The organism is Nocardia nova NBRC 15556 (assembly GCF_001613005.1).
GTDB classification, from domain to species: domain Bacteria; phylum Actinomycetota; class Actinomycetes; order Mycobacteriales; family Mycobacteriaceae; genus Nocardia; species Nocardia nova.
The window spans coordinates 1-7,431 of record NZ_BDBN01000161.1 but is presented as its reverse complement, the minus strand read 5'-3'; the positions used below and the strand labels follow the sequence as shown (position 1 = coordinate 7,431).

At 69.2% G+C, this 7,431-nt stretch carries 7 protein-coding genes; 2 read left to right on the top strand and 5 right to left on the bottom strand.

The features are described 5' to 3' along the window. On the top strand, positions 1-1,444 hold a 1,444-nt coding region (locus tag NN2_RS35180; RefSeq protein WP_439955879.1), incomplete at its 5' end, for an alpha/beta hydrolase. A 55-nt stretch (positions 1,445-1,499) separates the two neighbouring features. On the opposite strand, the gene NN2_RS35175 is transcribed toward NN2_RS35180, so the two are convergent. From NN2_RS35175 to NN2_RS35160, 4 genes are all read right to left on the bottom strand, one after another. Continuing rightward, a complete protein-coding gene (locus NN2_RS35175; RefSeq protein ID WP_030513907.1) occupies positions 1,500-2,252 on the bottom strand; it encodes a YebC/PmpR family DNA-binding transcriptional regulator in 753 nt (250 codons plus the stop codon). 122 nt (positions 2,253-2,374) lie between these two features. After that, complete coding sequence (pdxT, locus tag NN2_RS35170; RefSeq protein WP_030513906.1) at positions 2,375-3,037, bottom strand: pyridoxal 5'-phosphate synthase glutaminase subunit PdxT; 663 nt, start codon at positions 3,035-3,037, stop codon at positions 2,375-2,377. Positions 3,038-3,104: 67 nt separating this feature from the next. After that, a complete protein-coding gene (locus NN2_RS35165) occupies positions 3,105-3,923 on the bottom strand; it encodes an acyl-CoA thioesterase (protein ID WP_063019556.1) in 819 nt (272 codons plus the stop codon). Between the two features lie 83 nt (positions 3,924-4,006). Continuing rightward, positions 4,007-5,440, bottom strand: coding sequence for an MFS transporter (locus tag NN2_RS35160; RefSeq protein WP_082857483.1), 1,434 nt, complete (start codon positions 5,438-5,440; stop codon positions 4,007-4,009). Positions 5,441-5,624: 184 nt separating this feature from the next. On the opposite strand from NN2_RS35160, the gene NN2_RS35155 reads away from it, so the two are divergent. Beyond that, positions 5,625-6,236, top strand: a complete 612-nt coding sequence (locus NN2_RS35155) for a nucleoside/nucleotide kinase family protein (protein ID WP_063019552.1) — start codon at positions 5,625-5,627, stop codon at positions 6,234-6,236. A 52-nt stretch (positions 6,237-6,288) separates the two neighbouring features. Here NN2_RS35155 and NN2_RS35150 read toward each other — a convergent pair whose 3' ends face one another. Then, complete coding sequence (locus NN2_RS35150; protein WP_169812491.1) at positions 6,289-7,260, bottom strand: LysR family transcriptional regulator; 972 nt, start codon at positions 7,258-7,260, stop codon at positions 6,289-6,291. Between the last annotated feature and the right edge of the window lie 171 nt (positions 7,261-7,431).

Below are 7,431 nucleotides of genomic sequence, written 5' to 3'. Positions count from 1 at the left end.
GCCGACCGCCGCCCCCGCGGTGGCGCCGCCTCCGCCACCTCAGCTCCCCTCAGCGAAACTGAACCCCTACAACGGTTTTCATCACGGCGTCTCGCTGCTGCACGGCTGGCTACCGCTGACCATCGAGATCGTCGCCGCCGTCCTGCTCGTGGTCGCCATCGTGCGCTGGAGCCGGCGGTGGTGGCTGATCCGGGTGCCGATCTGCCTAGCCCTCGGGGTGGTGGCCGCCTTCGCCGCCCGCACCGTGATGAACAACGAGGGCCTGGCCTCCGATCCCGCTCCGGTGCGGCTGTGGATCTGGGTGGGCGTCGCGGTCGCCGCGATCGCGCTGGTGGTCGTCGGCTGGCCGGGCGCGCGGTGGTGGCACCGTACCGCCGCGATCGTGGCGGTGCCGTTCGCGATCGCCAGTTCGGCGGTGGTGCTCAACCAGTGGGTGGGCTACTACCCGAGTGTGCAGTCGGCGTGGAATGCGCTGACGGCCGGGCCGCTGCCCCACCAGACCGATCAGGACGAACTCGCCGCGATGCGCAACAGTCACCCCGCGAACGGCGTGGTGGTGCCGATCGACACCGGCGACGGCGCCAGCGGGTTCAAGCACCGCACCGAATACGTCTACCTGCCGCCGGCGTGGTTCGCCGGGCCCACCCCGCCCGCCCTGCCGGCGGTGATGATGATCGGCGGCGAATTCAACACTCCCGCCGACTGGTTGCGCAGCGGCCAGATCATGCCCGCCATCGACGCGTTCACCGCGGCCCACGCCGGCAGCGCCCCCGTCCTGGTCTTCGTCGACTCCTCGGGCAGCTTCAACAACGACACCGAATGCGTCGACGGGCCGCGCGGCGCCGCCGCCGACCACCTCACGAAAGATGTTGTGCCGTATGTGGACTCGCGTTTCGGCGTGCCGGCCGACCCGGCGAAGTGGGCGGTAATCGGCTGGTCGATGGGCGGTACCTGCGCCACCGACCTGACCGTGATGCATCCGGAGCTGTTCCGCACCTTCGTCGATATCGCGGGCGATCTCGGTCCCACGTCCGGCACCAAGGAGCAGACGATCTCCCGCCTCTACGGCGGCGACGCGGCGGCCTACGACCGCTTCGACCCGTTGACGGTGATGGCGAAACACGGCCCCTATACCGATGTCGCCGGATTGTTCGACGATCTGACGCCGCCGCACCGCCCGGACCGCACCGGTAAGGACGCCGGCGGCCGGTTCCACCTGCCGCAGGTCGACGAGAGCCGCATCGGCGTCGGTGGCCAGGACGGCGTCATGGATACCGGCGAGGTCGGTGCCGCCGAGAAACTGTGTGGTCAGGGCCGCGCGGTCGGCATCGAGTGCACCATCCACACCACTCAGGGCGGGCATACCTGGCAGTTCGCGGCGGCCGCGTTCACCTCGTCGCTGCCGTGGGTGTCGGCGCGGCTCGGACTGCCCGTGCACACCTGATCACACGCCGCGGGCCGCCGCCGGTCCATCCGGCAGCGGCCCGCGGCGGTACGGATCAGGCGTCGAGTTCGGCGAGAACCTCGTCGGAGACATCGACGTTGGTGTACACGTTCTGCACGTCGTCGCTGTCCTCGAGCGCGTCGACGAGTTTGAACACCTTGCGGGCGCCGTCGGCGTCGACCGCCACCGACACCGAGGGCTGGAAGCCGGATTCGGCGGAGTCGTAATCGATTCCGGCCTCCTGCAGCGCCGTGCGCACGGCGATCAGGTCACTGGGGTCGCTGATGATCTCGAACGAATCACCGAGGTCGTTGACTTCCTCGGCGCCCGCGTCGAGCACCGCGGTCAGCACGTCGTCCTCGCTGAGCCCGTTCTTCTCCAGCGTGACGATGCCCTTGCGGTGGAACAGGTAGGCGACCGACCCGGGGTCGGCCATATTGCCACCGTTGCGAGTCATGGCCACGCGCACCTCACCGGCGGCGCGATTACGGTTGTCGGTGAGGCATTCGATCAGCACCGCAACACCATTGGGCCCGTAGCCCTCGTACATGATGGTCTGCCAGTCGGCGCCGCCGGCCTCTTCACCACCGCCGCGCTTGCGGGCGCGTTCGATGTTGTCGTTGGGAACCGACGACTTCTTCGCCTTCTGGATGGCGTCGTAGAGAGTCGGGTTTCCGCCAGGATCACCACCGCCGGTGCGCGCCGCGACCTCGATGTTCTTGATCAGTTTCGCGAACATCTTGCCGCGCTTGGCATCGATCACGGCCTTCTTGTGCTTGGTGGTGGCCCATTTGGAGTGGCCGCTCATTCCCTACTTCCTTCAGGTCGGTGTGCTCGAGGCCCGGGCAGATTCGCGATCTGCGTTCCGGCGATCGCTGTGCAGTCTACTGCCCGGTCCGCCATCGCCCGGCCGGGGTGCGCGGCGAACGGTCAGGTACCGGCGGCCACCGCGGCCCGGACCGAGTCGACGAACAGGCGATGCACGCGCAGATCGCCGGTCACCTCGGGATGGAACGAGGTCGCGATGACCGAGCCCTGCCGGACCGCCACGATCCGGCCCGCCGCCTCCTGCGGGTCGCCCACCGACGGGCCCTCGGCGACCACGGTCCCCGGCCGCGGCCGGTGCGGAACCCGGGCCAGGACCTCGACGCCGTCGCCGACTCGTTCCACCCAGGGCGCCCGGATGAACACCGCGCGGATGGGCTCGTCGAGTCCGGTGAAGTCGAGATCGGTTTCGAACGAATCGACCTGACGTCCGAAGGCGTTGCGCCGCACCGTCATATCGATGCCCGACAGCGACTGCGCGTCGGGACGGGTGTCGAGCACCTCCGACGCCAGCAGGATCATCCCGGCACACGAACCGAAGGCCGGCATGCCCGCGCGCAGCCGCGCCCGCAGCGGTTCCAGCAACCCGAAGACCTCGAGCAGTTTGCTGATCGCGGTGGATTCGCCGCCCGGCAGCACGAGCGCGTCGACGGACTCGAGTTCCGATTCCCGTCGCACACTCACCGGTTCGGCATCGCACGCGGCCAGCGCGTGGAAGTGCTCCCGCACGTCACCCTGCAGAGCCAGCACGCCAATGGTCGGTTTCACGGCACGAGCATACGAGTCGCGCGGCGCGGACGCGGCCCGCGGCCACCGCCGTTGTGGCGCCGCTCACCTACCGCCGCAGTTTGCGGATGAGCCCTTCCTGCACGACCTGGGCGACGAACTGTCCGCGCTGGTTGAAGATCCGCCCGCTGGTGAGCGCGCGGCCGTAGCCCGCGGACGGGGAATTCTGGTCGTAGAGCAGCCATTCGTCGGCGCGGAAGGGGCGCAGGAACCACATCGCGTGGTCGAGCGACGCGTCCTGGGTCGGTTCGTCGCGGTGGGTGACCTTCGACGAACCGAGCAGGGTCATATCGCTCATGTAGGCGAGGGTGCAGACGTGGAACAGCGGGTCGTCGGGCAGCGGGTGCCGGTAGCGGAACCAGACCTGCTGCTGGGAGGCCAGGCCGTCGCGCCGGACCACCTCTTCCTGTGGCACCAGCCGGATGTCCCAGTGCTCCCATTCGCGCATGAGCCACAGCCGCTCCGGGCTCATCGACGCGCGTTCGTCCGGAATGTCCTGCGGCAGCGGAACTTCCGGCATCCGGTCCTGATGTTCGGGACCCTCGTCGCCGACATGGAAGGACGCCGACATGGTGAAGATCGCCTCGCCGTCCTGGACGCCGGTGACGCGTCGGGTGCAGAACGAGCGCCCGTCGCGAATGCGTTCCACCAGATACACGGTCTGCTCGGCGGGATTGCCGGGGCGCAGGAAGTATCCGTGCAGCGAATGCACCTCGAAGCGCGGTTCCACGGTGCGTACGGCCGAGACCAGCGCCTGCCCGGCAACCTGACCGCCGAATGTGCGCGCCAGCTGGGACTTGGTGATCGCGCCGCGGAAGATGTCCCGCTCGAGCCGCTCGATCTCCAGTGCCTCTTCGATCGTCGCCATGTACCGTCCTTCCGCCACGTGCCCCGCTCAGGCTAAGCGATGGCGAACCCGCCCCAGCGCGCGACTCTCCGCCGTGACACCGCTCACGACGCCCGCTCCCCCTGCGATCCGATCAGTTCCCTCGCCTCCTCCGCGGACCGCGCGGCCGGCGCCGAGCCCCACATGTGCCGGCCGTTGGGCTCCTGCAGGAAGTACACCGAGACCGCACCCACCAGCCCCGCGATGATCAGGTAGTACGCCGGCCAGTTCAGATCGCCGGTCGCGCCCACGAGCGCGCCGACCACCACCGATGTGGTGCCGGCGAACAGCGAGACCGCCACGTTGAACGACACCGACAGCCCCGCGCCGCGGACCTTCGTCGGGAACAGCGACGGCAGGGTGGACGGCATGGTCGCGCTGAAGCAGATGAGGGTCAGGCCCATCATGAGCAGGCCCAGGAACACGGCGAAGGCGTTGTCGGTGCGCACCAGCAGGACCATCGGAAACGCCAGCACCAGCAACGCGACGATGCCGGCCCAGATGATCGGTTTGCGCCCGACCCGGTCCGAGATCAGGCCGATCACCGGGATGGTCAGCAGCGCGATGGTCATCACCGCGATCTGCAGCCACTGCGACGCCGAGGAGGACACGCCGCCGCCGGTGCTGTCGGGCACGGTCGAGGTGACGTAGGTCGGCATATAGGAGGTGAGCATGTAGTTGGTGACATTCCAGACGACCACCAGGCCCATGCAGACCAGCACGTACGGCCACAGCCGGGCCAGGATCTTCGCCTCCTCGCCGGTCTTGTTCGCCTTCTCCCGCTCCTCGGATTCTTTCTCCAGGGCGGCGAAGGCCGGGGTGTCGGCCAGCCGCATCCGCAGATAGACGCCGACCACACCCAGCGGCAGCGCGACGAAGAACGGCAGCCGCCAGCCCCACGACAGCAGCTGCTCGTCGGTGAGGGTGGCGTCGGCGAGCGTGACCACCAAGGCGCCCAGCAGATATCCGGTGAAGGTGCCGAATTCCAGCCAGCTGCCGAGGAATCCGCGCCGCCGGTCGGGTGCGTATTCGGCGATGAAGGTCATCGCGTTGCCGTATTCGCCACCGGTCGAGAAACCCTGCAGCAACCGCGCGCCCAGCAACAACATCGGCGCCCAGATCCCGATCGTGTCCTGATCCGGGATACAGCCGATGGCGAACGTGCCGGCCGCCATCAGGATCATCGTGGTGGCGAGCACCTTGTTGCGGCCGACGCGGTCGGCCAGCGGTCCGAAGAACATGCCGCCGAACGGGCGGACGAGGAACGCCACCGCGAACAGGCCGAAGGTGGCGATCGTGCCGGCGGTGTCCCCGAGATGGGAAAAGAACACGTCCTTGATGGTCGGCTCGAAATACGCGTAGACGCCGAAGTCGTACCACTCGGTGATGTTGCCGATACTCGCGGCACCGATCGCCCGCCGGATGATCGGCGGATCGGTGACGACGATGTCGTCGAGCGACCACCGCCTCGGACGTTCACGCGGGACCAGCACCGCCACGGACCACGACCTCCTCGAGTTCACGACAACCGTCGAACAGCGGCGCCGGTGGGGTCCGCGGAGGGTGTTCGATCGCCTCGCGGGTACCGCCGTGCCCGAAATCGACCCGCTCAGGCTATGTGATGGCAAACCCGGTCGCCGGGCGACTCTCCGGGATCCGCGCGGGGGCGGGCATGATAGGCGGATGCCCGCATACGAACCGATCGCCGTGGACGGGCTGGTCGAGCGGGTCGCCGCGGTCGCTCTCGCCCTGCCGGGGCCGGTCGTGGTGGCCGTCGACGGCGCCGACGGTGCGCACCCGCGACAACCGGCGGACCGGATCGTCGAGCGGATCCGCACGCGGGGGCGGCCGGCCGAGCGGGTGTGGTTGCACGACTTCGTGCGCCCGGCATCGCTGCGGCTGGAGTTCGGGCGCGACGAGATGACCTATCGCACAGCCTGGTTCGACTACGCCGCCCTGGATCGTGAAGTGCTGGAAGCGGTACGCGGGCGCGGGCGGTGGCTGCCCGCGCTGTGGGACGAAGTCGAGGATCGGTCCGCTCGGGCGCGCATGCAGCCCGCCGAACCGGGTCTCGTCCTGGTGGTCGCGGGGCCGATGTTGCTCGGCCGGGGTTTGGATTTCGATGTCACCGTGCGGCTGCAGATGTCGGAATCTGCACTGCTGCGCCGAACCGACCCTGCGGACCGGTGGACCGTGCCCGCGCTGCTGCGCCATGATCGCGAGCACGACGACATGCCCACCTTCGACGTGCGCTGGGATCATCCGGACCGCCCGGCGGTGCGCACCGGTTCCTGATCGGCGTCGATCCCGAACCGAAGGCGCAGGGGCGCAGCGGGATTCGCGGCGATCAGCCCGCGAACCGCTCGCGGTCGGCAGCGGGCAGCCAGCAGCCGGCGGCGATGTCGCGGTTGTAGGTCGTGCGGAAATGCTCGATCAGGTGCGGTAGCCCCGGATGGGTGTTGGACGTCGACCACAGCAGCGCATGCGGATAGGCCGGTGTCGGGTCGACGATCGGCACCCGACGGATGTGCGGATGCCACGGATTGCGGAAGTGATCGCTGCTGACGGTGGCCAGGGTGTCGGAGTCCGCGATGCGTGCGAGCATGGCTTCGATACCGTCGGGCCCGGGGAACCGGGTGCGGTCGCGCGGTGTCGTATCGATGGTGACACCGCAGAATTCACTCAGCTCGCGATAGAAGTCGGCCCATTCCGACGCCACCCCGGCACCCGGAATCCACACCGTGTACGCGGCGAGCTCGGCGAGCGGCACCGCCGAGCGCCCGGCCAGCGGATGGTCCCTGCCGACGAGCAGATGCGCCGGATCGACATAGGCGGGGACGGCCGCGATATCGGGCGGCAGCGGGCGGGGGCCGCCCGAGGGGCGCGCGAAGGCGGCGTCGGCGCGGCCGTGCACCACCATGTCCCGCGACGTGACGAAGACGTTCGAGATCACGATCTCGGTCTCGGCGCCGGGGTTGCGGTCGAGGTAGAACCGCATCTGCTCGGTCGCGCCCTGGCGCTCGCCCTGCACCGCGACACGCAGCGGACGCGGCATCTCACAGACCGCCGCCACCGCGGTTTCGGCCACCGCCAGCAGCGCTCGCGCATGCGGCAGCAGCCGCGCACCGGCGGCGGTCGGCACGATTCCGGCGGGGACGCGGTCGAACAGCGCCGTCCCGAGCTGGTCCTCCAGCTTCGCGATCCGCTTCGACACCGCCTGCTGACTGATGCCGAGAACCACGGCGGCGAGACTGAACTGCCGCTCCTCGGCCGCGGCGACGAACGCCCGCACCGCCGCCAGATCGAGGTCCCCGCCCACAGTCCCTGACCCAACCATCGGATGTGGACCCCTGTCTCGTCTCGTCGATCGGTGCGAAGGATCGCACAGTGCCCGAAAGACAGTAGCGGGAAGCTCATTCGCTCGGCAGGGACCGGCCGCACCGGTGCGAAGGGACGATCAGGTTCGGCGGGCGGAGGCGGCGAGCCGATC

Excerpts from the sequence above, each read along its gene's own strand:
- NN2_RS35165 (WP_063019556.1), bottom strand. The coding sequence starts at position 3,923 with ATGGCGACGATCGAAGAGGCACTGGAGATCGAGCGGCTCGAGCGGGAC.
- NN2_RS35175 (WP_030513907.1), bottom strand. The coding sequence starts at position 2,252 with ATGAGCGGCCACTCCAAATGGGCCACCACCAAGCACAAGAAGGCCGTG.
- NN2_RS35155 (WP_063019552.1), top strand. The coding sequence starts at position 5,625 with ATGCCCGCATACGAACCGATCGCCGTGGACGGGCTGGTCGAGCGGGTC.